The sequence below is a fragment of the Bacillus paramycoides genome, from assembly GCF_001884235.1.
In the GTDB taxonomy this organism is placed as follows: Bacteria; Bacillota; Bacilli; order Bacillales; family Bacillaceae_G; genus Bacillus_A; species Bacillus_A paramycoides.
The window spans coordinates 92,797-119,075 of record NZ_MAOI01000112.1; the positions used below are offsets into that span (position 1 = coordinate 92,797).

Sequence of the window (26,279 nt, forward strand, 5' to 3'; positions counted from 1 at the left end):
ACCTACCAATATTTACCCATTTCCTTTGACTAATCTTTTCATTTGGATTTATTATAAAAGTATAACATAATTGCAGGAGGTGACATCTTTATTCCAACTTAGGAGTAGAGAACACACTTGGACATATTAAATATTTTTCTCATCTTTATACTTATCCTTATTTCTGGCTTTTTCGTTGCATCAGAATTCGCTGTTGTAAAAGTACGAAAAAGTCGAATCGATCAGCTTGCAAATGAAGGTAATAAGCAGGCATTAGCTGCAAGAAGCGTCTTATCTAACTTAGATGTTTATTTATCTGCTTGTCAGCTCGGTATTACTATTACTTCTTTAGGACTTGGTTGGCTTGGTGAACCAACTGTGGAACATTTACTACGACCACTATTTGAAAGAATCAACATTACTGGAGCAATGGCTAACACGTTATCCTTTATTATTGCTTTTAGTATTATTACTTTTTTCCATGTTGTATTAGGAGAGTTAGTTCCTAAGTCTTTCGCAATCCAAAAAGCAGAAGCAATCACTTTAAAATTTGCAAGACCGCTTATTTTATTTGATAAAATTATGTATCCATTCATCTGGCTATTAAATAGTTCGGCAGTATTTTTCACCAAGTTATTCGGTTTAGAACCTGCAAAAGAAAACGAACTTGCCCATTCTGAAGAAGAACTGCGACTTATTTTAGGTGAAAGTTATAAAAGCGGCGAAATTAATCAAACCGAATATAAATATGTAAATAATATTTTTGAATTTGATGATCGTGTCGCTAAAGAAATTATGGTACCTAGAACTGAAATGGTTTGCTTATCTACTGAAAATACGTTAGAAGAGAATATGGAAATCGCCGCAACTGAAAAATATACACGCTATCCTATTATTGAAAAGGATAAAGATGATATTATCGGTATGATAAATACGAAAGAGATTTTTCACAATCAAACAAAAGGCATTTACAAACCACTTGACGCGTACATACATCCTGTTTTAACTGTATTTGAAACAGTTCCCATTCGTAAAACGTTAATCCACCTTCAAAAGAACCGCGTACAAATGGCAATTGTTATGGATGAATACGGTGGAACAGCTGGACTTTTAACGATGGAGGATATTCTTGAAGAAATTATCGGAGAAATTCAAGATGAATTTGATACAGACGAATCACCAATGATTGAAAAGCGTACTCCAAAACTAACTGTTTTAGATGGAAAAGTACTCATTTCTGAAGTAAATGATATGTTTGGTCTGCATATCGATGATAGTGATTTAGATACAATTGGTGGTTGGCTTCTCTCTCAAGCAATCGATTTAAATATTGAGGCTGGCTATTCGGTTGAATATGCTGGTTTTCAATTTAAAGCATTGGAACTTGATGGGCATCAGATTAAAAAAATTGCTGTACATAAATTAGATACTATAAAGGAGTTATAAAGTGACTGTTTTACTAACAATTTGTATCATTGCTTGTTTCATTGTTTCATTTCTTGCCTTTATTTACCCCATTATTCCTGGCATCCTTGCCGTATGGGCTGGCTATTTCATTTATCATTTTGGAATAAATGGCGGAGAGTTAACGATATCTTTTTGGGTTATTCAAGTCATTTTTACACTCTTCATTTTTGTTGCTGACTTTATAGCAAATGGATACTTCCTAAAAAAATATGGAAGTTCTAAGTGGGGCGAACGAGTCGGCATGGTTTCTATTATTGTCGGATCGTTCTTCTTTCCACCATTTGGTCTTATTATCATACCGTTCTTATCAGTATTTATAACAGAACTAATGCATAAAAAGACGCCAAAAGACGCCTTTTTAGTCGGAATTGCAACTGTAGTTGGTTTTTTGAGCAGCACAGTAGCCAAAGCAATTCTCCAAATCATTATGATTATCATCTTTGTATGCTATATCATTTTTTAACCATCCCTATTTGGGGATGGTTTTTTAATATGAAATACCTACTCGACTTCTCTCGTATAAGTTTTTATAGCGTAAGCTCCATGTAAAATAAGCTGTATCACCAACTGTTATTTCAGAGCCATCAGCTGGCAACATATCTTTTTCAGTTCGATATACACCTGTTACTTCACCATCTATTAAATACGTTGGACAAACAACAGTCCAACTTAGTTTACTATTTTTCAACGCTATATACGCAGCTAAATGATCTTCCGCAGCTGTGGTTGTTTTCCTTTTCGATTCCTTTGACCGGAAACGATATATACTTGGATTTGTTCGCGCCTGTAAAATACCAGCCGTTCCTATTGTAACTATTTTCTTTATACCTTCTTCTTCCATACACTTTATAATATTTGGCAAACTCTTTGCTAACGTCCCATTCTGATCCGTTCCAAGAGCACTAATTACAATATCACATCCTTTCAATGCTTCCTTTATATCATTTCCGTTTAATACATTTCCCTCAATAATACGTAACCTTTCATGCTCTATTTCCATTTTACTCAAATCACGAACTAATACCGTCACTTCATATGAATCATGTAATGCTAACTTCATAATGTGTGAACCTACTCTACCTGTCGCTCCTAATATACATACTTTCATATACTATCCCCTCTTCAATTCTTTCTCTCTATTTTTCCGCAAAACTTACAAATATACAACAAAAAAGCTCCCTCGTATATGTGAGGAAGCTCTGTTATCCATTTATTTCTTTTCTTTTGAATCAGAAGACTTCTCTGTTCCACTTGTTTCTTTATCTTTTTTTTCATCTTGCTGTGTTGTCGTTTCATCCTCTTTCTTTTTATCCTCACCTTTACTACAACCTACCATTAATAAAGAACTTGCAAGTGCCATAGCAGTTAATGACTTAACCCATTTGTTCATTTGCGTTTCCTCCTTTTGATAGAATATGTACAACCCTATATTACTCTTCATTTTTAAAGGGAAGATTTAAAAATAGTAAAGATATGGTAAACTTTTGTAAATTTACCGATAACAAAACCGGTTTTCTCAATTCTTCTAACTAACCCTTTCATTGAACGAAAAAAAACTAAGGCACCTTTCATTCCGCCTTAGTTTTTCATGCAAACTTCTCATTTTCATATACATGTTTAATCTTATAATCCTTCTTCATAACATATTGCCAAACACTATAAGCATAACGATTCATTTTTACAAAACAATTTTCCAAAAAAGAACGAAACTCTGGGTTCGCAACTTCCACTGCCACTTGAGCAAACTTTAATGCCAATCGTTTCAAATGTGAAATATAGCAAATAGCAATCCCAATATCCCCTGTATATTCATTATCTGTTTCCATAGCTATTTCAGTAAAATCAGGCCACATTTGTTCACAAGTTATATGCTGTACATTTTCTCCTTCTTGAAAATTCACTTGTTCATTATATGCCTGCAACATATACGGTAAATGATGCTGTAATATATCCTTTAATTCTTCATCTCGAACCATGCTCGTATACTCTCCAACTTTATATATAAGCGTGTAACTATATCTCATCAATTCTTTCATACAATCCATTAAAGTACTCCCTTCCTATTTCATCTATATACTATAAATATGATGCGATAACATTCGCTATTCTTGCTAGAAACCAATCCCAGCTACTAATTTTCTCAAAATCTGCTTCAGAATATCTTTTAGATTTATGAAAATCTTCCTCAAGTCGGCTCCATACTTCTGCTACTACTTTCTTATCATAAATAAAGCAGTTAGATTCAGTATTTAAATAAAAACTTCTATTATCAAAGTTTGCTGTACCGACATCAACAATTTCATCATCAATAATTGTTACTTTCCCGTGAAAAAATCCATTTCGATATTGATAGATTTCTGCCCCTGCCATAAGCATTTCTTTTAAATATGGGTAAGCTGCTTGTTTCAGCATTACAGCATCACTCTTAAACGGGACGAGAATTTTTACACGAACACCTCGATTTAATGCATCTTTTAGCCCCTGCATCATTTCTTTACTCGGTACAAAATATGGTGTGGCGATTATTAAGGAATGTTTCGCCTTCTTTAATAGTGCCCCATATTCCTGCCATAAACCTTTTCCATTCGAAAATACGTATTGATATTTTACATTTCCTTGTACAGGTAAACCATGATGTATAGGGAGCTTTTCTCCCGTATCTTCCTGCCAATCTTCCGTAAATTTCCGTTCCATATCAGCAGCTCCATCCCCTTCGATGCGTACATGATAATCACGCCACGGACCAAATTTAGGATCCTGTCCAAGATACTCCTTGCCGATATTAAAACCACCGATGTACGATACTTTCCCATCTATAGTAACAATGCGTCTGTGATTACGTTGATGCAAAGAAAAAAATAAATTTTTAAATTTAGGGGTTTTACTGAATGTAAACCTCACGCCTTTTTCTTTTAATTGACTAATTATCTTTTTCTTAAGCTTATATCCACCTATCCGGTCTACTGACAATTTCACATCTACACCACTAGATGCTTTTTTCTCTAATAACCGTAAGAACTCTTGACTTGCTTCATCTTTACCTACAATATAAAAATGAATATATATGTACTTTTCTGCGCGATTTATATCATCAAATAAATTCCTATATAACTCATCACCGTTCGTATATAGTTGAAAATCCCCTGATCGAATTTTTTCTAATTCATAACTACTAGCCATTTTTTTCCCCATTTCCACATCGATGTTCATCCAAGTGAATACACCTATAAAACAAAGTATTACAATGACAAAGTGCTTCATGGATAAATTCCTTTCTCCACATACTGTTATTCCTATATCTTTCCTTTTTTAAAACATTATCATACAAAAAATATGTCATTACATGATATACGTCCATATCAAACAAGAGCTCATCTGCATATTGTATGTTGTATCTTAAAATAAAAGGAGGAAATAACAATGGGCTTCGCACATGGTAATGGATTTGCGCTACTAGTTGTATTATTTATCCTCTTAATTATCGTCGGTGCTGCTTGCTTCTGCTAAGCAGTTATTGTAAGACGATATGCGGATGAAAAAACTATAAAAGCGGACACCTATTTTTAGGTGTCCGCTTTTCATTTCAAAACTTTTTTCGCCTATTATTGAAATATTAAACGAAAAGAAAAAGTATTTATCATCAAAAAGTTAGCAGTTTAGCTACTTTCTTACTCTCTGCCTTACGAATATGGCGCTGTTCTGCACGTAATACAGCAATTCGATGTAATTCTTTCTCCTCTTCTGTTTCTGGGATAACACGCGGTACAGGAACTGGATTATTCTCCTTACTCAGTGCAACAAAAGTAACGAATGAAGTTGCCGCTACACGTTTTTCACCTGAAATTAAATTTTCCGCTACCACTTTAACAAATATCTCCATAGATGTTCTTCCCGTCCAAATTACGAAAGATTCATAACTTACACAATCTGTTGAACGAACTGGATGTAAGAAGTCTACCCAATCCATAGACGCTGTGACACATTCCATTCTTGAGTGTCTCGTTGCTGAAATCGAAGCAACCATATCCATCTCCGCTAATATTTTCCCACCAAATAGCGTATTATGATCATTTAAATCCGTTGGAAATACTCGACTCGTTTTAAACACTCTTGATTCATTTGCAGTTTTCCCCTTTACTTCTGTCATTGTTATCGCCCCTTTAATTATTTATCCCTAATATTTCAATAATTACTACACTAAGTGAATTACATGTTTAATATTAACAATCTTTAGAACTTTTAGTCCATAAAAAAGAACCGATTTTATCAATCGGCTCCTCTAAATACATATTGTTCTTTCGGCTGTTCAACTTTATTCCATTTCGTTACTTCTAACACAGGAATGTTCGCATGAAACGGCTGGTAAAATTCAGTTGTTATTTCTCCTTCTACCTGAATCCAGTCATCATTATTCCACTCTACACCTTCTGGTTTTTTTACTAACATACCATATACACCAGAATCCGCTACGCAATGTATAATACCGAAACGGAATAAGAAATATTGTTCTTTTTTTGAAGAGTCATCGCGGAAAACAAACCCTTTAAAAGATAAAGTTTTACCAGTAAACTCACCAGGATAATTATAAATTGTCTCCATACCCTTGAGGAAATCCTCATCTTTTAATGCAATATTGTCTTTTGTAACAAACTCTTTCTTCCCTTTTTCCATTACACCACGATATCCTTCTTTTCCGTAATAAATACTCGTATCTGGTCTTAAGAATTGTCTTGTCATAAATGGATCTTTACTTTCCGCTTGTGCAACTGGAAAATGAAACCCCTTCGCTTTAACAATGTCCGAATCTAATGTTGCAATTGGGAAAAATAATCCTGAAATAATCGGGAAACAGAACAATGTGTACGAAAATGCTTTTTTCCACCATGTATTTTCATCTTTCGAATGATCGTGCCCACAATGACTATGATCACAACTACAATCTTGTTTCTCTTTTTCCTTTTGATGCTCTTTCTGGAAAACGATAATAATTTGTACAAGCGTTAAGAAACCTAAAATAATAGCTGCAGTTTTTGATAAATAAGCATACTTCATATTTATATATTTCGTAATGTTACCGGAAATATGAAGCTGCCCAATTAAAATTGTGAAACCTAGTAATATATATACCCGAAACATAACCTACCACCCCATCGCATAAATGAGTAGTGAGCTTGCATAAACAACAAGTGTAACTGTAACTATCACAACAATTACAAATCTTGTTTTAAATGTCGCAAGCATCATAAACATATTTTTAATATCCACCATCGGTCCATAAACGAGGAACGCGACAAGTGACGCTGTTGAAAATGTACTTTGGAACGAAGAAGCAATAAATGCATCTGCCTCTGAACAAAGTGATAATATATAAGCAAGTCCCATCATTACAGCTGATGAAGAAAACGGACCTTGCCCAATAGCAAGCAACGTTGAAGTTTGTACAAACGTTTGAACTGCGGCAGCAATTAACGCTCCTAACACTAAATATTTACCCATTGAGAAAAATTCCTCAACAGCATGTGTACATACATCCCACATTTTTTTACGTAATGGACGCTTATGGTTCACTTCTGGGAAGTGGTCATCTCTTAATTGATGCTCTTTAAACATAAATGATAATATAATTCCAACAATAATTGCTACGACAATCGCTACAATAGAGCGATACCATACCATGTGCATACTACTCCCAAAGGCAACATATGTTGCAAACAATACAACTGGATTAATAATTGGTCCAGTTAGCATAAATGCAATTCCAGCATATGGCGGAACACCTTTTCCAATTAATCTTCTTACAATCGGAACAATTCCACATTCACACCCAGGAAACATCATTCCTAAAAAAGTAGCTAATAGAACAGACAGAAATCGATTCTTAGGCATCCACTTTGCCACCATATCTTCTGTCACAAACATTTGAATGAATCCTGAAATAAATACACCAATTAGCACAAACGGAAGTGCTTCGATTAATATCGAGATAAAGATTGTATTCATTTGCAGGAATGCTTTCGGTAATTGAAACAATTCCATGATGTATGTCCTCCAACTTTTCATTAACAATATGTAATTTTAACCCCATTTTATTATTTGGACAAGACTTATACGGAATTCAAAACCTTAATACATATTACATTTTACAAGTTATATTCTATTCCAAAATCGAGATTTTATAGCAAAAAAGCTGTTCTAGCGCAGTTTTATAACTATGCTAGAGCAGCTTTCTTATGGTTAAAAGTAACGTTTCTTCCAAAAAACAAATGCTAAAGCGAAAGATAATGTTACACATATTATTATTACAATTACAAAACCTTGAGCCTCACCTTCAAACGGAACCTTTACATTCATTCCAAAGAAACTAGAAACCATTGTTGGTAATGATAAAATAATTGTAATAGAAGTCAACAGTTTCATAACACTATTTAAATTGTTAGAAATAACCGAACTAAATGTATTCATCATCCCGCTTAAAATGTGACTATATATTTCTGCCATTTCAATTGCCTGCTTATTTTCAATTAATACATCTTCTAATAAATCTTGATCATCTTCATACATTTTTAAAAATGTACTGTTACGCATTAATTTTTGAATAACAATTTTGTTAGCCTTTAATGATGTTGTAAAGTAAACTAAACTTTTTTCAAGGCCTAGCAACGTAAAAATTTCTTTATTTTTCATCGACTGATTTAATTGGTGCTCTAAATCGATAGTTTTTCGATTAATTTGCTTTAAGTATCTTAAATAATAAGTAGAAATTGTATATAAGAGCTGAAGTGCGAATCGCGTCTTTTTAAACGTATAAAACTCCTTAATACGTTGATTAATAAAGCGTTCAAAAATTGGATTTTCTTCTAAACAAATTGTAACAAAACAATCTGGCATTACAATCATACCTATTGGAATCGTGTCATATATCGAATTTCCTTCTTCATCATGTCTAACTGTCGGAATATCCACGATAATTAAAGTATTATTGTCTTCCTTTTCAATACGAGAGCGTTCTTCATCATCCAAAGGGTCTTTAATGAAATCTAAGTCTACATTTAAAGTTTGTACTAGATACTGAATTTCTTCTTCAGTTGGATGAAGTACATTAATCCAGCAACCCTTTTGCATTTCCTCAATCTCTTGTAGTTTTCCGTTTCGGTCTGTTAAATAAATATTTAACATACTATCACCCCGATTCTTTTTACATGTAGGAATCTGCCTCACTTAAACAACAGTTTTTGAACCGCCATTTTCAGCATATGAAACAAACGATTAAATTTCAATAGAAAAATTATTTTGAAAACGTTTTTTTAAGAAAAATCTTGTAAACATAGAAAAAGACAGAGTGTTCTCTGCCTTTAAAAAAGCTTATGTTGCCTTTATAACATATTTAGAAAGCATCCACAAGTTAAAACCAACTGAAATCGTATAGCCAGCGTATGTTGAAATGATAAAACTTACAAAATCAAAATAAGGTAGCAATACAATATTTAATACTATCTTTACAATAATTCCGATTACTAATCCTAGCACTGTTTTCTGTTGTTGATTAATTCCTTGTAACATCGCAGCAGTTACCGTAAATAGTGAAAATAGTATACAAGCAGGGGCATAATATTGCAAAATGATACTCCCCATCTCCGGATCATTTCCAGCGCCAAATAATAGAGTATATACTGGCTTTGCTAATACCATCATTCCTATTGCTGCCGGTACCGTGATCCCCACCACCAATAAATTCGTCCTCGTAAAGTGTTTATACAGTAGCTTCTCATTTCCCGCTGTATAAGCTTTCGTCATCTCTGGTACGAGAGACATACTAAAAGCCGTCGCAACAGAAACTGGGATTAGCACAACCATCTGAACAAGGCCAATTATCGCATTAATCTTTTCTGCTTCTCCTTGCATATACCCTACTTGTATTAATAGTTTATTGATTGTAAATGTATCAATTGTTTGATACAACGGAATTGCCAAACCGACTACAACAAATGGGATGGAATATGTAAATAACTCTTTATATAATGAAAAAAAAGATTTCGTTGTCTGGGGAATACTTGCTATCTCCTTTTGTTTCAAGTATTTTCGCCTTTTCATATAATAAGCACTCAAAATAATTAATCCACCTACTGCACCCATAAATGCTCCAAAAGTCGAAATACCAACCGCTAACGACACTGATTCTTTTAAAACATATAAAACAACAAAACTTCCTATCAAAATCGTTAAAACACGAAAAAACTGTTCGACAACAACACTCAGTGCCGACGGTCCCATCGATTGGAATCCTTGAAAGAATCCCCTCAATAAACTCATTACTGGTACAAGTATTAACGCAAAACTTACAATTTGAATATTGTGCGTGACAGCTACCACACTATTCCCCGACTGATCATTTCCATCAATCACAAGTTTAGCTAAATGTGGTGCTAACATATATAATGCTAAACAAGAAATAACGCCCATAATGACCATAAAAACGATACCACTCTTTAGTACTCTCTTAACAGTATGATAATCATTGAGTTGATCATACTTTGAAACCATCTTTGAAACGGCAAGTGGTAATCCCATCGTTGCAATACTCAACATTATTGTATAAGGACGGTATGCATACGTGTATAATACGTAGCCACTCGTACCCACCATTGCTGTAAATGGTATAACATATATAAACCCTAACATTTTAGATATCATCGTTGCCATCGTTAAAAATATCGTTCCACGTAAAAACGGTGATCCTTTCATCACATTCCCCCGCTACGCTTTATTATTACACATTATGGACAACTTCTTTTTTTTAGAACTGGAACAAATAAAAAAAGCCAATGAAAAATCATTGACTTTAACGAGTTGTTTTTCTCTTTTTCAAATACTTTAAACCGAAGTAAAGAGCTATAAATAGGACTGCTCCTATAATTATGTAATGTGTATAATCAGATGCATACTCTTTAATATGACGCCAATTTCCACCAAGCTTTTCTCCTAAGTATATAAATAGAATTGACCATGGGATAATCGCTACTACTGTATAAAGTGTAAAGAGTTTTAAAGGCATCTTTGCTAATCCTGCCGGAATAGATATTGCATGACGTACAACTGGGATAAAACGTGCCGAAAATATTACTCCAGCTCCATAACGCTTAAACCAATTTTCTGCTATGTCTAAATGATGTTTATTAATAAGCAGATATTTTCCATATTTCTCAACAACCGGACGCCCTCCGTAATATCCAAGCCAGTATAAAAAGATTTGTGCTAAAGTACCACCGATTGTTCCCGCGATAACAGCCCCGACAAAACTAATTTTTTCTTGCGCAACTAAAAACCCTGCATACGAAAGAACAATTTCACTTGGAATTATTTCAATCATTAAACCTAGTGCTACCCCGAAGTATCCTAGACTTGCAAAGAATTGTAATAACTGATCTATTATATTCGCTAACATATTCTTTTCTATCTCCTTTTTTCTTCACATACCCTCCATTATCACATAAAGATTGCCATCTGCCAATATAATCATGTGAACCTCTTCATCTGAATCATAGATTTTGAAGAGGAATACGCCTTCTTATTTTTTGTTAAAAGAATATGTACAACCTTTTTTCAATATAACCTTGGCATGATACAAAATTAACTTTACTATCCCTCTATTTACGGGCTTGTCGACTAATAATCAACGTAAATATAACAAACGAGACCGATTAATTATTAGTCCAGTAGCCTTTCTTTATTTCTATCTTTCATATACGCAAACATTTCTTTAATTTGCCATTCTGTATTTCTAGCATTTGATAAATCAGGTATTTCGTTTTCACTAAAGAAATCTATATCTTCTGTTTCAATGCTTAATTTCTTTTCTCCACCAACAATCTCACAACCTATAAAAATTTTATATACATGTGTAGCTGATAGAGATGGTTGATGTTTTTCTTTATCGAATATAGCTAGTAGCCTAAAATGATCTACCTCATAGCCTGTCTCTTCTAAAACTTCTTTAGTAGCGACTTCTGTTGGAGTATAACCAACATCAGCCCATCCACCTGGTAATGCCCAACTCCCATCACTTTTTTCTTTCACAAATAATAATTTGTCATTTTGAAACACTACCGCTCGTATATCAACTTTAGGAGTTTGATAGCCTGTCTCACTTGCAAATAATTTCTCTACTACTTCCCAATCTGTTTTTGTGTAATGTGACATCATTGAAATTGAAATGTCTCGTAATTGTTGGAAACGCTCTATATCATACACATCTTTGGAGTACGTTAAACCAGCTTGTGCTATCGACTGTATTTGTTTTACCCAATCAATCCATTTAACCGTCATCTCTACACAACTCCATTCTCTATCAAATAAATACTATGTTACTTTTTTGGTACATCTTTATTATACAAAAAAAGAGATTGATAATGTTCCAATCTCCTTCAAAATTAATCCAATTCATGAAGATGCTCTTCTATATAATTTCTTCTTTTATTTATATATTGAAAAATCATATCAGCCTCTTGGTCAAATGTTTCTATTTTTTCTTTCATATATGGATCTTGTAGTAAATACGGACGAATCAATTTACACATTTCTTCTACTTTCGGCCTCATAAACGAAACTGTAAATTGTTCTACTAATATTTCTTCTAAAATACTTCGATATTGTTTTCTAAATACGGGTATATCTAACAACCTTGCACTTAACGTATTATATCCTTGAATACGAATGTATTTATGATTTAGTGGTCTTCCTTGTACATCCCGCCCCCAAGTTGCATCATAATCCCACGGTATGACTTCAAATAAATTTGTCTCATCGTTATGATATAACGCATAGTTATGAACAAAACCATCAAAGTTTTGAGTCAAAATCACTCCAGCTAACCATCGTAAATATTTATCAACATGAAGGTATTTTCCAATTTCTTTTTCATACTCTTCCCTTGATAGTGTATTTGCTTGAAAAACAAATTCACTCAGTTGCTCTTCACTATTTTCATTCGAACATTTAAATTCATATCCTGCAAAAAGCTCGCTTTTAACATCTTTGTCTCTCTCGCTCATTAAAGAAAAATTCGCATCATCATCTATTGCATAATAAATAGAACCATTCGGTAACCCTCTACTTTTTAAAAAGTTTTCATCAACCGATTCTAACTGTAAATATACGCCTTGGATTTGGCCATTTATTTTTATAAATACATGCTGCGACTTCGGTGAAAGTACCCCAATATCATTAAAAAAATCGAGTGATAATTTGTTACGAATAAGCGATGGATCCATAAATTCAGAGTTTAAATGAAATTCCTTTATCCCTTGAAATTTTTTCGGTTTATAAAATTTAACATGATAAGACTTTTTCTCAAACTCGCGAATATGAGCACCTCGATAAACGATATCAATATCATACTTCTTTTTTCCAAATGTTAACTTTGCTGGCACTGGACTATCTGACCAAATATCTTTTTTCAATTCCACTAAGTACATTGGATGAATAAAAAAATCATATAAAGGTAGCATATTTTCTCATCCCTTCCCAGTTCTCTTCATTCAATGTATGCGCCTTGTCTTGTCCATACATCTGCAATCATCTATTTATATAAAATTACACTCTTGTCCTGTTCAGAAAGATGCCTAAATTCATATCATGTTAAGGAAAAAGAATACCTTTTCAATTTAATACATGATAAGGAGGATTTCTATGAAACGTGATATTAGAAAAGCTGTTGAAGAAATCAAAAGTGCAGGGATGAAAGATTTCTTGCATCAAGATCCAAGTACTTTTGAATGCGATGATGATAAATTCTCTCATCATAAATGTACAACAGGATGTAAATGTACAACAGGGCGTAAATGTACAACAGGGCGTAAATGTCCAAGAACAAGATGTACTCGCGTGAAACATTGTACTTTCGTTACAAAATGTACTCATGTAAAAAAATGGACATTTGTTACAAAATGTACTCGTGTACGCGTTCAAAAATGGACATTCGTTACGAAAGTTACACGTAGAAAAGAATGTGTTTTAGTTACAAAACGTACTCGTGTAAAAAAATGTACTTTTGTTACAAAGTGTGTGCGCTTTGAAAAGAAATTTTTCTGGACAAAACGAAGTTTTTGTAAAAAAAGTGTATTCTTCCCTCATAGTAATGGTTGCTCTTGCGATGATTCATGTAATCATGACGGAAACAAATGGCATGGTTGCAAAGACGGCAGGCATAAGTTCCCTTCCTGCAAACATAAGAAATTCGATCACTTCTGGTATAAAAAACGTAATTGGTAGTTTTTTTATGTCAACAAAAAAAAGGCCGCGTTGCGGCCTTTTTTACGTTCACTGAAAATGACTTACATCTGCAAATTGTTTTACTTTACCACGATCTTCATCAAATTCAATCACACTGAGACTCGCGCTATACATAAATGGATCATCCCACACATTTTCAATTTCAATACCCGCGAAATGCCCTACAAGTAATTTCGCTGCCGCAGCATGAGAGACAATCAATATACTCTCACCTTTATGCTTTTCTAAAAGTATATGTAGCCCTTCTATTACCCTCTTATGAACGGCCGCAAAGTTTTCCCCTGATGTTGACTGAAAAAGATGTGGCTCATTCCAAAATAAATGTACTTCTTCTGGATACTGCATTTCCAAGTCATTAATTGTTTGCCCCTCCCATGCCCCCATATTAATTTCATAGAAATGTTCATCTGCAATAATTGGTATATTGCGTTCTCCTTTAATCAGTTCAGCAGTATGAAGCGTTCTTTCACTTGGACTACTATAGATGGCATGAAGCGGTAAATCCTTCATATGATCACCTAATTGTTTCGCTTGTATCATACCATTCTCAGTTAATGCTGAGTTTTTTCGTCCTTGCATCCGCCCTGCTATATTCCATTCCGTCTCACCGTGTCTTGTTACATATACCGTTGTCTTCATTTCCTATTCCCCCTTACCATTTTGGCCGCAATTCCCACGGCTTAACTCTCCCTACAACCCATTCCGCGTATTTCCCTTCAATTCCTTTTATAACCCCGTCAGCTATCTCTTCATGAGTAAGCCACCTTGCATATGTATCTTCTAAAATAAACCCTAATATAATTCTATAATAACTGCATAATGCCCCGCCTATTTTTTGTAACTTCGCACGTGATGCACTACTACCTAATATATGAAATACACTATATTCCTTAGACGACAATTCAATCTCTTCGCAAATTATCGGAAGTGCACGTTCAGCAGTCGAATGTATCCATGCAATAACTAGTGTGATTGGGCCATTGTGTTCAATTGACTCTTTAATAGATTTCTTTACATCTTCTTCGTTATGATAATCTAAAGAAAGACTCGTAATTTTTTCTCGTTCACTACATGCTTGCTTAACATTTTCTAATTTCGCATTATCTCGTCCAATAATAGAAACATGAAACCCTTGCTTACAAAGCCACATAGAAACCTTCTTTAACATTCCTGTTCCACCAATTACAAGTGCATGCAAATTCCTTCCCTCCCCTCAGTAGAACATCATATGAGGCTTTGCTTCCCTATAATAATTTAGACGGTCTTGTAACGTCCCTGAATGGAACTCAAATTTATGACCATCTGGATCAAGAAAATATATAGATTCGTAATCTCTCACATCACGTTCTCGGCCTTTTAAAATATGAACTTCGTTTTCTTCTAATCGCTTTAACAAACAATTAAAATCTTCCTGTTCAACAGTAAATGAAATATGTGTATAAGATTGATGAATCTCATTTCTTGGAATATCTACTTCCTCATTAAGCGCTACCCAAACTCCGCATATATTAAAATACGCAAGTTTTCTCCCTTTAACTAACAATTCTCCTTCTAATACTTTCTCATAAAACATAATAGATTTTTCCAAATTTGAAACTGAAAAACATAGATGATTGATTCCTTTCAACACGTAAGGTTCCTCCCTATACAAATAAAAGATAAGCGAAAATTCGCTCATCTTTTATTATACTATTTTTTTGTAATATATGCCCATTTATAACTAAAGTCCCCACCGAACGTATGGTTAACAATACCTTTTACATACGGCTTCTCTAAATAAGCTGTACTTTGTTGATACGTAGGAGAGATTGCAGCATCTTGACCAATTAAGATTTTTTCAGCTTCTGCAAGTGCTTTCCAGCGTGCTGCGTCATCCTTTAATAGTTCCCCTTTTGATTTCGCTACTAAATCATCATATTTCGGATTAGAATAAGCCATTTCATTAAATGTGCTTCCTGTAACGAACATATCAATGTACGTCATTGGATCTGGATAGTCTGGGCCCCATGCAGATAACGAGAATTCATATTGTAACTTCTTCTCTAAATCTAGTTTTTGTTTATAAGGTTGTTGTTTCAAATTCACCTTTATACCTGGTAAGTTTTTCTCTAACTCTTCTTTAATAAAGTCTCCTACTTTTTTACGACTACCGTTATCATCATTTAGTAATTCTACTGTAATTGTATCTTGACCAAGTTCTTTCTTCGCTTCTTCCCATAATTTTTTTGCCTTTGCTGCATTATCTTTATTATCACGGAAATTTTTGTTTACAGAACGGAAGTCTTTTCCATCTGGTCCTGTCGTAAATTTTTCAGGTACTAAGAAGTATGCTGGCAATGAGCCATCATTTAAAATAACATCTGCAATTCCTTTTTTATCATATGCTAAATCAATTGCTTCACGAACTTTTTGATTTTTAAATGTTGCATTTTGTTGATTAAAGCGTAAGAAATACATACGTGGATCTAGCTTCGTTTTAAATTCATCTGGCTTACTCTTTTTATATTTATCAACAAATTCAGAACTTAGAATAACTCGATCTGCTTGATCACTATCATATAAATTTACTCCTGTACTCGTTTCCTTTACAACACTTACATTTATTTCTTCTAACTTTACAGTATCTTTATCCCAATAATTAGGGTTTTTCTTTAACTGATAACTTTGTTCATGTTTCCATTCACTCATTGTAAATGGTCCATTGTACAATAGTTTATCTGCTTCTAATGCATATTTATCCCCTTGTTCCTTTACATACTTTTCATTTAAAGGGAAAAATGTTGGGAACGAAGTAAGTTCAAGGAAATACGGCGCTGGTTGTTCTAATTCCACCACTAACGTTTTATCATCCTTTGCTTTAACCCCTAATTGATCTAAAGGTAATTCCCCCTTATTTACTTTCTGTGCATTTTTCACATCAAATAAAATAAATGCATACTCAGCAGCTGTTGCTTTATCTAATGCACGTTGCCAAGCATATACAAAGTCTTGCGCTCGAACTGGCTCGCCATTAGACCACTTTGCATCTCGTAATTCAAATGTATATGTTGTTTTATCCTCACTAATCTTCACATCTTTTGCCATACCTGGCGTTGGCTTATTATCCTTATCTAAACGATACAATCCTTCCATTGCATTTACAAAGGCGCGGAAAGATACGGAATCCGTTGATTTTGACGTATCCATTGAAGGAATTTCTGCTGTTTCCAGTAAGTTTAAAACTTGCTTATCTGCTACTCCCTTACTTGCTTCTTTCTTCGTTGTAGATGCCTTCTCCCCATTTCCGCAACCTGCAACTAACACACTAGTCGATAATGCAACTGCAGCAATCGTTGTTACCTTTCTCTTCATTCTTCCTTCCCCCAATCTATATGTATAAATGAAAGCCTGTATAATATATACCATTATACAAAAGATTCTGATTATTTTAAATATTTATTTTTATAAACAGAAAAGAAGCAGTTAGAAATTGCTTTCCATCCGCTTCTTTTTGCACTGCTTTTACTTGTAATCCATCCTCTAAGTCAAATGGATTTTGAACCTTAAATATTTCTTCCATCATCTTCAAAAACTCTTCTTCACTTTTAGATTCACCGTTAATCGTAAGTGAGTATGGCTCAATTTCACTCAATTTATAATCAACAATAAATTGAATCGTAACTTTTTGTCTTGGCATCCCTGGGCTGTATCCTTGAAATTCTACTAGTTCCAGTCCTTCCGACCCGCGATAATATACCCACCCTGAATTTTGGAAATAACTTTCAAACGATTCACCAATCGAAAAGAACGGGTATTCATAAAGCGAGCTTGTACGTACTTTTTGTATAATGTCTCGATCCGTCGGAAAAAAGAAATGACTGAAAAAAATAGTTGCAATGGTCAAAATAGTAACGATTGTCGCCCCCATTTTACTTGTTCCACCACTATCACGAATAAGATACTCTTCAACCGATTCATCTTCAATTCCCCGTGCCTTAATACGATATATACGCCTTTCTGAAAATTGATAATATAATCCATTCGCAAAAATCCCCATGCCAAATACAATAAAAACGAGTAATAGAAATGTAAGGGGAACCATATTAATAAATGGCAACGCTACATTGAATCCCATATAATAAGAAAATGCATCACATGCTACTAATAACAATACAAATAAAGCAGCAGGTAAATAATACTTCCGATAACCAAGCCATCCTACATTAAAAATAGCTGCCCATCCATTCCAGCTCCACCTAGCAATTCGTTTATTTTCTAGCTCCCATTTTCTTTTATAATGTGGATAGTTTCTCCCTACATATACTTCTAACTCTCTGTCTATTAGCGAGCTTCCTTCACCTTGTTCATTATGCAAGTTTCGCTGACAATTCGCACAATTTAACTGATCATTAGTACAAGGTCGCCCACAATTTATACATTTCAAAACGATCCCTCTTTCCATCCATACTTCATTTTATAATGCCTTCATGCTTCAATAACCACTCTTTCCTCCATAAACCACCCGCATACCCAACAAGCTTTCCACTCTTTCCAATCACACGGTGACATGGAACGATAATAGAAATTGGATTCCGACTATTTGCTCCTCCTATCGCTCGTACAGCTTTCGTATTCCCAACCTTCTCCGCAATATCTAAATATGAAGCACTTACGCCATATGGAACAGTATAAAGTGCATCCCATACACTCTTTTGAAATGTTGTTCCTTCAGCAGACAATGGAACTGTAAACTCTTTTCTTTTACCTTTAAAGTATTCATCTAATTCATCTATACATTGTTCAACAATTTCATTTTTAAGTTCTTCTTTTCTTTCTTCAACAAATATAACAGACGTAATTCCTTTCGTATTCGCTGTAATTTCCAGCAAGCCTAATTCATTTTCATAATAAGCCCGATACATACGTCATCCTCCAATTCTTTTCATATTTGTCATTGTAACACGAATTAACAAAATTTTGCGTATAAGCGTTTCATTAGGGAAACTACAAACAGAATGATACAATGAAAGAAAATTCAAACAAAGGGGGATTCCAATGCTTTTTTCACCTTATACAATTAAAGGTGTTACGCTAAAAAACCGTATTGTTATGTCACCTATGTGTATGTATTCATCAGAAAATGAAGATGGACAGGTAACCAATTTTCACCTTGTTCATTATGGGACTCGAGCAGCTGGGCAAATCGGCCTCGTTATGATTGAGGCAACGGCAGTTGTACCTGAAGGACGTATTTCTAATAAGGACCTCGGTATTTGGGATGATAGTCTTGTTGAAGGTTTACACAAAACCGTAACATTCATCCGTGATAACGGTGCAAAAGCTGCCATTCAACTCGCTCACGCCGGAAGAAAGGCTGAATTAGAAACGGACGCTTTAGCTCCTTCAGCAATTCCGTTTAACGATAGAATGAAAATCCCAGTAGAAATGAGTAAACAGCAAATTAAAGAAACTGTTTTAGCTTTTCAAAGAGCTGCTTTACGATCTAAAGAAGCTGGCTTTGACATTATTGAATTACACGGTGCCCACGGTTATCTTATTAATGAATTTCTTTCTCCACTTTCCAATAAGCGAACCGATGAATATGGAGGTACACAAAAAAATCGCTATCGCTTCTTACGTGAAATCATTGATGCAGTAAATGAAGTTTGGACTGGTCCGTTGTTTGTTCGTATTTCTGCTAATGATTATCATCCTGAAGGTTTAACTGTTCAAGATTATGTTCAGTATACAAAATGGATGCAAGAACAAGGTGTTGATTTAATTGACTGTAGTTCAGGTGCAGTTGTCCCAGCACACATTGATGTTTATCCTGGGTATCAAGTACAATATGCCAAACATATTAAAGAACATACTAAGATTGCAACTGGTGCAGTTGGATTGATTACGACTGGGGCACAAGCGGAGCAAATTTTAAATAATAACGAAGCAGATTTAATCTTTATCGGACGTGAGTTACTTCGCAATCCGTATTTCCCAAGAATAGCCGCCAATGAACTTGGCTTTGAATTACAAGAACCGTATCAATACAAGCGAGCACCTGGGAAAATCCATACGAATAAATAAAACCGAGAATTAAATGAAATAAAAAATTCTTATTAACCTAAAGCATGCGATAGTTTAATAAGATTCTAAAAATGTTGTTGTAGTAAATGAGGTCACTTGTAGTACAAAAATAGGATAGAAATAGCAGATATCTCTTCTGCCTTTCTATCCTTCTTTTTTGAATTTAAATTATAAATTGTCGTGATAATTGTTAAACAACATGCATTTACTGTTAATTCAAGCCTCAACCTTTATTTCTTTGGTCTTTCAGTAAAAGTCATTCTTCCCGGTTTTATTTATTCTATCGTTGTAATTTCATTTGAATTATAAATATGGATTCCCGACTCTTCACGTAACGCTGTTATATACATTCCCTTCGCTACGTCTTTCGCTGAGATTGGTTTATATTTTTTAAAAGCACCTTTAAATATAAACGGAATAATACGAGATAATTTCTCAGCCATTCTTTCTCCAAAACGAAATTCTTGTCGATTTCCTACTAATAATGAAGGCCTAAAAATATGAATACCACCAATAACTAGCTTTTGCAACTCCTCTTCCATCTTTCCCTTTACTTGCGAGTAAAAGAAAAATGATTTAGGATTTGCTCCCATTGATGAAATAACAAGGAAATTTTGCACACCTTGTTTTTCAGCTAAACAAGCAGCTCGTAACGTATATTCATAATCTACTTTTTTAAAATTCGCCTTCGATTTCGCTTTTTTAATCGTTGTTCCTAAACAACTAAATACATCATCTACTGCAAAAAACTCTTTATATTCCTCTAATACCGAAAAATCCACCTGTTTCTGCTGTAATTTCTCATGTTGCCATTTCAATGGTTCCCTTACAAAAATAGTAACCGAATCGTAGTAATCTGAGTCAAGTAATAGACGCGTTATTTCTTGTCCAACTAATCCACTTGCACCAAGTACTAACGCTGTTCGTTCATTCATATATATGCATACCTCTTTATTTACTTTTCTCTCCTTTTGCTGATAATCGCTAATAGGAGTTTCCGTTTTATTATTTTATCATAAGTAAAGCACTATGCGTAAGCATAGTGCTTTACTTACTCTTTTTTCTTTTCTTTTTCTTCCACTGGCAATTTCGTAATTGTTGTAGCATCCCCTAAATTACTTATTAGTCTTCTTAAAAAGATTAAAACAAAAGTTAACGGCAAAACAACCGCAAGTATTAAAAAGATAGCCTCCATAATGTATCCCAAGCGCTCATCCCCTTTTTTCTGCTCCCTCCCAATATATGAAAGTAACATTGTCACATATGCACCAATCATAAAAATTAATACCTTTCTTTTTGACAGATTTATAACAAAATCAAATCGTAATGATTATTATTTATTGCAACTTTCATAAAGATGTATTATACTAGGTTCGCAAACTAAAACGTAATTATTCCGTTTTGTGTTGAATCGATTTTTTCTTCTTACATTTGGAGAAAATATAATTGTAAAAAAGAAAAGAGGAGAATTATATGCCGAAAAAATTAGCTATATTTTCATTTATACTTATTTTCACACTCATCTTTGCTGGATGTTCCAACAACAAAGATGGTGCAGCGAAAAAAGATGGGAAACTTTCTGTTTATACAACCATTTTCCCACTTGCTGACTTTGCAAAAAAAATCGGTGGTGATTATGTAAATGTAGAAGCAATTTACCCACCTGGTGCGGATTCTCATACATTTGAACCGAGCCAAAAACAGACTGTACAAGTTGCAAAAGCCGATTTATTCGTTTATAACGGCGCAGAATTAGAACCATTTGCCGAAAAAATGGAAAAATCATTAAAAAATGAAAACGTAAAAGTTGTAAATGCATCTAAAGATATCGAACTTCGTACTTCAACTGAAGAAGAGCAGCACGATCATGGAGACGGTCATAAAGAAGATGAACATCACCATGATAAAGATCCACACGTTTGGTTAGATCCTACTCTTGCGATGAAACAAGCAGAAAAAATTAAAAATGCACTTGTAGAATTACAACCTGAACATAAAAAAGAGTTCGAAAAAAACTTCGCAGCACTACAAACAAAATTTACTGATTTAGATGATCAATTTAAAGCCGTTGTTGCAAATGCAAAAACGAAAGAAATATTAGTTTCACATGCAGCTTATGGCTACTGGGAACAACGATACGGTCTAAAACAAATTCCAGTCGCTGGAATTTCAGCATCTGATGAACCATCTCAAAAACAGCTTGCTGACATTACAAAAACAGTAAAAGATCACGGTCTAAAATATATTTTATTTGAGACATTCTCTACTCCAAAAGTAGCATCAGTTATTCAAAAAGAAACAGGTACAAAAGTTTTACGCTTAAATCACCTTGCTACTATTTCTGAGGATGATGCGAAGAACAATAAAGATTACTTCACATTAATGGAAGAAAACGTAAATACTTTAAAAGAAGCAACAAACTAATCAACTATATTTTCTAGGCAGCTGAATATTGCATTCAGCTGCCTTTTTATGTATTTCCCCTTGACTTGACCGAAATAACAAGTAAAATTATCCATATTAGCTTTTAAGCTATAATAATTTAGAAGGTGAGTTGGAACTATGAACCTTCACATTTGTGAAGTAACAGCAAATAATTGGCGTTCAGTAGCTGCTTTAAGCGTAACAAAAGAACAGCAGCAATTTATTGAAAGTAATGCGTTTTCTTTAGCGGAATCATTATATGAAGAAAATGGAACGTCAGTAGGCTTATATAATGAAGAAACACTTGTTGGATATGCACTGTATGGATGGTATTGGAAAAAGAATGAAAGCGTATGGTTAGATCGTTTTATGATTGACCAACAATTTCAAGGAAAAGGATATGCAAAGCGTTTCCTTCGCCTTTTAATTCAGTTCTTACAACAAAAATTTGAATGTAAAATAATTTATTTAAGTTTACATCCAGACAACAAACTAGCAATGGGATTATACGAATCATTCGGTTTCCGCTTAAATGGGGATATTGATGATGAGGGCCCAGTTGTAGGTGTTGTAATGGAATTGCTTATAGATAAAAATACAAGCCTGTGAAAACAGGCTTTTTGTTATAGATTTATCAATATAACATTTTCTATTTCTAGCTTCTTCCCCTTATATACTTCATTTTTACAATCTAATACTATCTCAACGAAGTGCTCATTCGATTGAATTAGATGAATCGCTTGATTTTTTAAACGGACAATTATTTCCTCTTCCTCATTTATAACATCTGAAAATAGACAACTAATAATATTCCGATCTTCATTTGTTAATTCTCCATATAATTTCACTGCAATAATTCCAGCGACACCCTTTTCCGCACTATTTGGATACATATATTTCTCCATATATTCTCTGCTCTTTTGATCCTTCATTTGTTGTAGAAAAAATTGAAACGGCATCCCCTTCATTGGCTGTATGTATGCATTTTTCCATGGCATGGTTTTCTTTAACAAATTAAAAAACCACCTGTATTGTAATGGTTCTGGTTTTGTAATTTCAATTCCACCTTCTCTCATTTTTTCATACACCTTATCTATATTTTCAACATCAATTGCCAGTCCGATTAGTCCTCTATGCCCATCATTATATTTCTGAACCCACTCTTGTACCCAACCGCCCCCATTTTTTGTTTTTACTCTTACCAATTCTAAATATTCTTTTCCAATCCATATGTTAGATACTTTAAATCCTTTCGTTCCCTTTCCCCATTTCGGAACATATGGTAGCCCAATAGAATGCACACTTTTAATAATCTCCTTATTTTCTTGTATTTCTTTATTAACATTTACAACAAGATGATCGATTTTCATTTTCTTCCCCACCATATTTTTAATTTTTTAATAGTTTCTCTAATTTATGAATTAATCGAAGTTGCATCTCACATTGTTCATACATATTTTCAAAAATAAGTTTCATATATTCCGGTACATCATCCTTCAGTTTTTCCCCTTCTCTCATTTCTTCATAAGTAGCTAGTATTTCTCTTTTCTGTTCATCTAAAGCTTCTAAAATCTCTTCTTTCATACTCTCTTCTTCTGACAAGAATGTTAACGCTGTATACAGATGATTCGGAAACACAACTGAAGTTTTTTGAAATGATTCTTTAAGTAACTTTTTAAACTGTTGACTTCCTTTTTCGTTTATACAATACATAGTTTTCGATCGTTTACCAGTCATTTCAATTGCTTTTACTTGAATTAATTCCTCATTTGCCATTTTTTTAACGCGTGATAAATAGAAGCCGGAAATACCTCCGCCCATTTACTATTTTGAACCATATGTAGCGCCTGCTGTATTTCATAACCAGATAGCGAATCCCTTTTAGTAAGCAATCCAAGAATCATTAAACGCATCATTTCTCTTCCTCTTCTCAAAAAACTAAATATTTAGTATTTTTAGATTATTTTAATATTAATTCCAATATTAGTAAACAAAAAAACCCAAAAAAATAAACCCGCAATTACGCAGGCTTACTTCACACACTCTTGGAAATGTTCTTGGAACCACTCTTTATTAATATCTTTTCCGATGAAAACTACTTCACTTACTCGCTCTTCACCCTCTTGCCACTCTCTATCATACGAAGCAGCAAACAATGTATGTACACCTTGGAAAACAATACGTTTATCTACTCCATCAATTGATAATATTCCTTTGTAACGATATAAATGCTCTCCTAGTTCTTGAACGACAGCTGACATCCACTCATTAAGTTTTTGTAAATCTAACGGACGTTCTTCACGTAATACAAATGATTTTACGCCTTCTAGATGATTATGTTCTTTATGTGGGTAAATTTGTAACGTATCTCTCGTTTTAAACGTTTGTATTTGTAGTAATGATGGAATATCCACCTCACAGTTAGTCGTCGGAATTAATTTCGCAGTTGGATTTATTCCTTGAAGTTCATGTAGAAGGTCTTCCTTCTCATTTTCTTCAATTAAATCTAATTTATTAACTAAAACTACATCAGCAAATGCAATTTGTTCTTTTGCTTCTAGTCCCTTTTCAAAATGTTTATGTATATGGTAACTATCTACCACTGTTACAACGCCGTTAATTTGGTATGCAGATTGAATAACTGGATCTAAAAAGAACGTTTGAATAATCGGACCCGGATTTGCAAGACCCGTCGTTTCAATTACTAAGCCATCAAAATCCATTTTCCCCTCTGCTTTTACATCCAGTAATTGTTTTAAGGCAACGAGTAAATCTTCACGTACAGTACAGCAAAGACAACCGTTTGTCATTTCCATAATTTCTTCTTCAACATTCATAATTAATTGATTATCTATACCAATTTGCCCTATTTCATTTACAATCACTGCTAATTTCTTACCGTGATCCTCTGATAAAATTCGGTTTAATAATGTCGTTTTCCCTGATCCAAGAAAACCCGTTAATATTGTTACTGGAATCATCCCTTACATCTCCTTATTGCTCTATGTTTCTACATTATAGCATATAGAGAAAATCGTTTTTGTAGCAAAACATATTTATTGTATGTACAACCGGCTAACTATATAATAGTATTTAGCAAGAAAGCCTTTTCAAAAATATTATTATTCATCAAGGAGGTACTTATAATGGAACGAGTTCAAATGACCGAAACACTAGAATTTTCTCGTATTATTCAAGGATTTTGGCGTTTAGCAGAATGGAATATGACGAAACAAGAATTACTTTCTTTTATTGAAGCTTGTATGGATATGGGAATTACTACTTTTGATCACGCTGATATTTATGGTGGATATACATGTGAAGGATTGTTTGGAGAAGCGTTACAACTAAAGCCTTCCTTACGCGAAAACATGCAAATCATCACAAAATGTGGAATCGCTCCCCCATCACCGAAATTTCCAGAACGATATGTCGCTCACTACAATACGAGTGCAGAACATATTATAAAAAGCGCGGAGGATTCATTAAAAAACTTACATATAGATTATATTGATGTACTGCTCATTCATCGTCCCGATCCATTCATGGATCCAAATGAAGTGGCAGAAGCGTTCTTACGCTTAAAACAAGAAGGAAAAGTTCGTCACTTCGGTGTTTCTAACTTTTTACCTTCTCAATTTAATATGTTAAGTTCGTATTTAGACTTCCCGCTTATTACAAATCAAATCGAAGTATCTGCGATGCAGCTTGAGCATTTTGAAAAAGGTACTATTGATTTATGCCAAGAAAAACGAATCAATCCAATGATTTGGTCACCTCTTGCTGGTGGTGAAATCTTTACTGGTCAAACTGAACGTGCTGTACGTTTACGTGAAACTTTACAAAAAATCGCTACTGAACTAGGCGTTGATAGCATTGATACTGTTATGTATGCATGGTTACTTGCTCATCCAGCAAAAATGATGCCAATTGTTGGCTCTGGCAAATTAGATCGAGTAAAAACGGCTGCAATGGCAACAAAAGTTAATTTAGATCGCCAACAATGGTTTACAATTTTCGAAAGCTCTAATGGACATCCTGTACCCTAATGCATACAA

General features: G+C 34.0%; 30 protein-coding genes and 1 pseudogene. 8 read left to right on the forward strand and 23 right to left on the reverse strand.

Going from position 1 to position 26,279, the window contains the following annotated elements:
• Positions 1-117: 117 nt before the first annotated feature.
• The gene (locus BAU28_RS24155; protein WP_071720319.1) at positions 118-1,425 is read left to right on the forward strand and encodes a hemolysin family protein; all 1,308 of its coding nucleotides are present in this window, start codon (positions 118-120) and stop codon (positions 1,423-1,425) included.
• Position 1,426: 1 nt separating this feature from the next.
• Positions 1,427-1,909, forward strand: coding sequence for a DUF456 domain-containing protein (locus BAU28_RS24160; protein WP_002171539.1), 483 nt, complete (start codon positions 1,427-1,429; stop codon positions 1,907-1,909).
• Between the two features lie 24 nt (positions 1,910-1,933).
• Here the strand turns inward: BAU28_RS24160 and BAU28_RS24165 are convergent, their stop codons facing one another.
• The 4 genes from BAU28_RS24165 to cls all read right to left on the reverse strand — a co-directional run bounded on the left by BAU28_RS24165 (position 1,934) and on the right by cls (position 4,707).
• A complete protein-coding gene (locus tag BAU28_RS24165; RefSeq protein ID WP_071720321.1) occupies positions 1,934-2,554 on the reverse strand; it encodes an NAD(P)-dependent oxidoreductase in 621 nt (206 codons plus the stop codon).
• Positions 2,555-2,656: 102 nt separating this feature from the next.
• On the reverse strand, positions 2,657-2,836 hold the full coding sequence (locus tag BAU28_RS24170; RefSeq protein ID WP_071720323.1) for a hypothetical protein: 180 nt from the start codon (positions 2,834-2,836) through the stop codon (positions 2,657-2,659).
• Positions 2,837-3,032: 196 nt separating this feature from the next.
• The gene (locus tag BAU28_RS24175; RefSeq protein ID WP_071720325.1) at positions 3,033-3,491 is read right to left on the reverse strand and encodes a spore coat protein; all 459 of its coding nucleotides are present in this window, start codon (positions 3,489-3,491) and stop codon (positions 3,033-3,035) included.
• A gap of 31 nt (positions 3,492-3,522) precedes the next feature.
• Complete coding sequence (cls, locus tag BAU28_RS24180) at positions 3,523-4,707, reverse strand: cardiolipin synthase (RefSeq protein ID WP_071720330.1); 1,185 nt, start codon at positions 4,705-4,707, stop codon at positions 3,523-3,525.
• Positions 4,708-4,866: 159 nt separating this feature from the next.
• Here cls and BAU28_RS24185 point away from each other — a divergent pair, with 159 nt between their 5' ends.
• Positions 4,867-4,953 carry a YjcZ family sporulation protein gene (locus BAU28_RS24185; RefSeq protein WP_000505094.1) on the forward strand — a complete coding sequence of 29 codons (87 nt, stop codon included), beginning with the start codon at positions 4,867-4,869 and terminating at the stop codon, positions 4,951-4,953.
• 133 nt (positions 4,954-5,086) lie between these two features.
• Here the strand turns inward: BAU28_RS24185 and BAU28_RS24190 are convergent, their stop codons facing one another.
• The 8 genes from BAU28_RS24190 to cotH form a co-directional block, all read right to left on the reverse strand.
• Positions 5,087-5,593 (reverse strand): acyl-CoA thioesterase, encoded by a 507-nt coding sequence (locus tag BAU28_RS24190; RefSeq protein WP_002171534.1) that lies wholly within the window; start codon positions 5,591-5,593, stop codon positions 5,087-5,089.
• 119 nt (positions 5,594-5,712) lie between these two features.
• Complete coding sequence (locus BAU28_RS24195; protein ID WP_002171533.1) at positions 5,713-6,582, reverse strand: TIGR03943 family putative permease subunit; 870 nt, start codon at positions 6,580-6,582, stop codon at positions 5,713-5,715.
• A 3-nt stretch (positions 6,583-6,585) separates the two neighbouring features.
• Positions 6,586-7,482 carry a permease gene (locus BAU28_RS24200; protein ID WP_025149940.1) on the reverse strand — a complete coding sequence of 299 codons (897 nt, stop codon included), beginning with the start codon at positions 7,480-7,482 and terminating at the stop codon, positions 6,586-6,588.
• 198 nt (positions 7,483-7,680) lie between these two features.
• The gene (locus BAU28_RS24205; protein WP_002171531.1) at positions 7,681-8,622 is read right to left on the reverse strand and encodes a magnesium transporter CorA family protein; all 942 of its coding nucleotides are present in this window, start codon (positions 8,620-8,622) and stop codon (positions 7,681-7,683) included.
• A gap of 186 nt (positions 8,623-8,808) precedes the next feature.
• A complete protein-coding gene (locus BAU28_RS24210) occupies positions 8,809-10,188 on the reverse strand; it encodes a putative polysaccharide biosynthesis protein (protein ID WP_002171530.1) in 1,380 nt (459 codons plus the stop codon).
• A gap of 97 nt (positions 10,189-10,285) precedes the next feature.
• On the reverse strand, positions 10,286-10,888 hold the full coding sequence (gene uptA / locus BAU28_RS24215) for an undecaprenyl phosphate transporter UptA (RefSeq protein WP_025149941.1): 603 nt from the start codon (positions 10,886-10,888) through the stop codon (positions 10,286-10,288).
• Positions 10,889-11,151: 263 nt separating this feature from the next.
• Positions 11,152-11,769, reverse strand: coding sequence for an NUDIX hydrolase N-terminal domain-containing protein (locus tag BAU28_RS24220; protein ID WP_071720332.1), 618 nt, complete (start codon positions 11,767-11,769; stop codon positions 11,152-11,154).
• A gap of 104 nt (positions 11,770-11,873) precedes the next feature.
• A complete protein-coding gene (cotH, locus tag BAU28_RS24225) occupies positions 11,874-12,950 on the reverse strand; it encodes a spore coat protein CotH (protein WP_071720334.1) in 1,077 nt (358 codons plus the stop codon).
• A 181-nt stretch (positions 12,951-13,131) separates the two neighbouring features.
• On the opposite strand from cotH, the gene exsB reads away from it, so the two are divergent.
• Positions 13,132-13,713: an exosporium protein ExsB gene (exsB, locus tag BAU28_RS24230; protein WP_071720336.1), complete on the forward strand. Its 582-nt coding sequence runs from the start codon at positions 13,132-13,134 to the stop codon at positions 13,711-13,713.
• Positions 13,714-13,761: 48 nt separating this feature from the next.
• On the opposite strand, the gene BAU28_RS24235 is transcribed toward exsB, so the two are convergent.
• The 6 genes from BAU28_RS24235 to BAU28_RS24260 form a co-directional block, all read right to left on the reverse strand.
• Positions 13,762-14,373, reverse strand: a complete 612-nt coding sequence (locus tag BAU28_RS24235; protein ID WP_071720339.1) for a phosphoserine phosphatase 1 — start codon at positions 14,371-14,373, stop codon at positions 13,762-13,764.
• Between the two features lie 13 nt (positions 14,374-14,386).
• A complete protein-coding gene (locus BAU28_RS24240) occupies positions 14,387-14,932 on the reverse strand; it encodes a short-chain dehydrogenase (RefSeq protein WP_071720341.1) in 546 nt (181 codons plus the stop codon).
• A 15-nt stretch (positions 14,933-14,947) separates the two neighbouring features.
• Complete coding sequence (fosB, locus tag BAU28_RS24245; RefSeq protein WP_025149946.1) at positions 14,948-15,364, reverse strand: FosBx1 family fosfomycin resistance bacillithiol transferase; 417 nt, start codon at positions 15,362-15,364, stop codon at positions 14,948-14,950.
• Positions 15,365-15,423: 59 nt separating this feature from the next.
• A complete protein-coding gene (locus tag BAU28_RS24250) occupies positions 15,424-17,085 on the reverse strand; it encodes a peptide ABC transporter substrate-binding protein (RefSeq protein ID WP_071720342.1) in 1,662 nt (553 codons plus the stop codon).
• 76 nt (positions 17,086-17,161) lie between these two features.
• Positions 17,162-18,157, reverse strand: a complete 996-nt coding sequence (locus BAU28_RS24255) for a DUF2628 domain-containing protein (protein WP_116500468.1) — start codon at positions 18,155-18,157, stop codon at positions 17,162-17,164.
• A gap of 25 nt (positions 18,158-18,182) precedes the next feature.
• Complete coding sequence (locus tag BAU28_RS24260) at positions 18,183-18,635, reverse strand: methylated-DNA--[protein]-cysteine S-methyltransferase (protein WP_071720343.1); 453 nt, start codon at positions 18,633-18,635, stop codon at positions 18,183-18,185.
• A gap of 133 nt (positions 18,636-18,768) precedes the next feature.
• Between BAU28_RS24260 and namA the strand changes: the two genes are divergently transcribed.
• Positions 18,769-19,797 (forward strand): NADPH dehydrogenase NamA, encoded by a 1,029-nt coding sequence (namA, locus tag BAU28_RS24265; RefSeq protein WP_071720345.1) that lies wholly within the window; start codon positions 18,769-18,771, stop codon positions 19,795-19,797.
• 275 nt (positions 19,798-20,072) lie between these two features.
• Here the strand turns inward: namA and BAU28_RS24270 are convergent, their stop codons facing one another.
• The gene (locus BAU28_RS24270) at positions 20,073-20,732 is read right to left on the reverse strand and encodes an oxidoreductase (protein ID WP_002171516.1); all 660 of its coding nucleotides are present in this window, start codon (positions 20,730-20,732) and stop codon (positions 20,073-20,075) included.
• Positions 20,733-20,848: 116 nt separating this feature from the next.
• Positions 20,849-21,073 carry a hypothetical protein gene (locus BAU28_RS30075; RefSeq protein WP_002171515.1) on the reverse strand — a complete coding sequence of 75 codons (225 nt, stop codon included), beginning with the start codon at positions 21,071-21,073 and terminating at the stop codon, positions 20,849-20,851.
• A gap of 197 nt (positions 21,074-21,270) precedes the next feature.
• Here BAU28_RS30075 and BAU28_RS24280 point away from each other — a divergent pair, with 197 nt between their 5' ends.
• Positions 21,271-22,221 (forward strand): metal ABC transporter substrate-binding protein, encoded by a 951-nt coding sequence (locus tag BAU28_RS24280; RefSeq protein ID WP_071720347.1) that lies wholly within the window; start codon positions 21,271-21,273, stop codon positions 22,219-22,221.
• Between the two features lie 138 nt (positions 22,222-22,359).
• A complete protein-coding gene (locus BAU28_RS24285; RefSeq protein ID WP_071720349.1) occupies positions 22,360-22,830 on the forward strand; it encodes a GNAT family N-acetyltransferase in 471 nt (156 codons plus the stop codon).
• A gap of 14 nt (positions 22,831-22,844) precedes the next feature.
• Here the strand turns inward: BAU28_RS24285 and BAU28_RS24290 are convergent, their stop codons facing one another.
• The 3 genes and pseudogenes from BAU28_RS24290 to BAU28_RS24300 form a co-directional block, all read right to left on the reverse strand.
• Entirely contained in the window at positions 22,845-23,591 is a 747-nt protein-coding gene (locus tag BAU28_RS24290; RefSeq protein WP_071720351.1) for a VOC family protein, read from the reverse strand.
• A 19-nt stretch (positions 23,592-23,610) separates the two neighbouring features.
• Positions 23,611-24,134: pseudogene (locus tag BAU28_RS24295) on the reverse strand (PadR family transcriptional regulator).
• A gap of 117 nt (positions 24,135-24,251) precedes the next feature.
• Complete coding sequence (locus tag BAU28_RS24300) at positions 24,252-25,202, reverse strand: CobW family GTP-binding protein (RefSeq protein WP_048372652.1); 951 nt, start codon at positions 25,200-25,202, stop codon at positions 24,252-24,254.
• A gap of 165 nt (positions 25,203-25,367) precedes the next feature.
• On the opposite strand from BAU28_RS24300, the gene BAU28_RS24305 reads away from it, so the two are divergent.
• Positions 25,368-26,270, forward strand: a complete 903-nt coding sequence (locus BAU28_RS24305) for an aldo/keto reductase (protein WP_071720352.1) — start codon at positions 25,368-25,370, stop codon at positions 26,268-26,270.
• Positions 26,271-26,279: the final 9 nt, after the last annotated feature.

Coding starts and splice junctions, on each gene's coding strand:
- BAU28_RS24165 (WP_071720321.1), bottom strand. CDS start 2,554: ATGAAAGTATGTATATTAGGAGCGACAGGTAGAGTAGGTTCACACATT.
- BAU28_RS24170 (WP_071720323.1), bottom strand. CDS start 2,836: ATGAACAAATGGGTTAAGTCATTAACTGCTATGGCACTTGCAAGTTCT.
- BAU28_RS24175 (WP_071720325.1), bottom strand. CDS start 3,491: ATGGATTGTATGAAAGAATTGATGAGATATAGTTACACGCTTATATAT.
- cls (WP_071720330.1), bottom strand. CDS start 4,707: ATGAAGCACTTTGTCATTGTAATACTTTGTTTTATAGGTGTATTCACT.
- BAU28_RS24185 (WP_000505094.1), top strand. CDS start 4,867: ATGGGCTTCGCACATGGTAATGGATTTGCGCTACTAGTTGTATTATTT.
- BAU28_RS24190 (WP_002171534.1), bottom strand. CDS start 5,593: ATGACAGAAGTAAAGGGGAAAACTGCAAATGAATCAAGAGTGTTTAAA.
- BAU28_RS24195 (WP_002171533.1), bottom strand. CDS start 6,582: ATGTTTCGGGTATATATATTACTAGGTTTCACAATTTTAATTGGGCAG.
- BAU28_RS24200 (WP_025149940.1), bottom strand. CDS start 7,482: ATGGAATTGTTTCAATTACCGAAAGCATTCCTGCAAATGAATACAATC.
- BAU28_RS24205 (WP_002171531.1), bottom strand. CDS start 8,622: ATGTTAAATATTTATTTAACAGACCGAAACGGAAAACTACAAGAGATT.
- BAU28_RS24210 (WP_002171530.1), bottom strand. CDS start 10,188: ATGAAAGGATCACCGTTTTTACGTGGAACGATATTTTTAACGATGGCA.
- uptA (WP_025149941.1), bottom strand. CDS start 10,888: ATGTTAGCGAATATAATAGATCAGTTATTACAATTCTTTGCAAGTCTA.
- BAU28_RS24220 (WP_071720332.1), bottom strand. CDS start 11,769: ATGACGGTTAAATGGATTGATTGGGTAAAACAAATACAGTCGATAGCA.
- cotH (WP_071720334.1), bottom strand. CDS start 12,950: ATGCTACCTTTATATGATTTTTTTATTCATCCAATGTACTTAGTGGAA.
- exsB (WP_071720336.1), top strand. CDS start 13,132: ATGAAACGTGATATTAGAAAAGCTGTTGAAGAAATCAAAAGTGCAGGG.
- BAU28_RS24235 (WP_071720339.1), bottom strand. CDS start 14,373: ATGAAGACAACGGTATATGTAACAAGACACGGTGAGACGGAATGGAAT.
- BAU28_RS24250 (WP_071720342.1), bottom strand. CDS start 17,085: ATGAAGAGAAAGGTAACAACGATTGCTGCAGTTGCATTATCGACTAGT.
- BAU28_RS24260 (WP_071720343.1), bottom strand. CDS start 18,635: ATGTATCGGGCTTATTATGAAAATGAATTAGGCTTGCTGGAAATTACA.
- namA (WP_071720345.1), top strand. CDS start 18,769: ATGCTTTTTTCACCTTATACAATTAAAGGTGTTACGCTAAAAAACCGT.
- BAU28_RS24270 (WP_002171516.1), bottom strand. CDS start 20,732: ATGAATGAACGAACAGCGTTAGTACTTGGTGCAAGTGGATTAGTTGGA.
- BAU28_RS30075 (WP_002171515.1), bottom strand. CDS start 21,073: ATGATTGGTGCATATGTGACAATGTTACTTTCATATATTGGGAGGGAG.
- BAU28_RS24280 (WP_071720347.1), top strand. CDS start 21,271: ATGCCGAAAAAATTAGCTATATTTTCATTTATACTTATTTTCACACTC.
- BAU28_RS24285 (WP_071720349.1), top strand. CDS start 22,360: ATGAACCTTCACATTTGTGAAGTAACAGCAAATAATTGGCGTTCAGTA.
- BAU28_RS24290 (WP_071720351.1), bottom strand. CDS start 23,591: ATGAAAATCGATCATCTTGTTGTAAATGTTAATAAAGAAATACAAGAA.
- BAU28_RS24300 (WP_048372652.1), bottom strand. CDS start 25,202: ATGATTCCAGTAACAATATTAACGGGTTTTCTTGGATCAGGGAAAACG.
- BAU28_RS24305 (WP_071720352.1), top strand. CDS start 25,368: ATGGAACGAGTTCAAATGACCGAAACACTAGAATTTTCTCGTATTATT.